Genomic DNA, 285 nt, shown 5'->3' with positions numbered 1-285 from the left:
GCCATCCCAGAACTGCAATGGACTATAGGCGGAGTTGACGACGGTTGGCGCTTTACGCCCACCGAGTTTCCCGCCCACGCCTTTCGAGAATTGTTGGTTGTCCGAAAAAGCGAATTCGGGCGCGTGGCACGAGGCGCAGGAAACGGTGGAATCGAAGGAAAGCTGCGGATCGTAATAAAGCCGCCGTCCGAGCGCGATGGTTTCCGCCGTGGGAGGATTGTCGGCGGGAAAGGGAACCGCGGGCAATCCGAGGGGGGCGGCGATCTGGACCGGTTTGCCCATCGG

The 285-nt window shown here is 61.4% G+C and carries 1 protein-coding gene; it reads right to left on the bottom strand.

The features are described 5' to 3' along the window. Positions 1-285 (bottom strand): cytochrome-c peroxidase (locus tag C1X29_RS28320; protein ID WP_218275710.1); only part of this gene is annotated, 285 nt, incomplete at both ends.

The sequence above is a fragment of the Pseudomonas sp. GW456-12-10-14-LB2 genome (assembly GCF_002884345.1).
GTDB classification, from domain to species: Bacteria; Pseudomonadota; Gammaproteobacteria; order Pseudomonadales; family Pseudomonadaceae; genus Aquipseudomonas; species Aquipseudomonas paraglycinae.
Note: the sequence above shows the minus strand (reverse complement) of the source record. Positions and strands in the feature narration are given on the sequence as shown.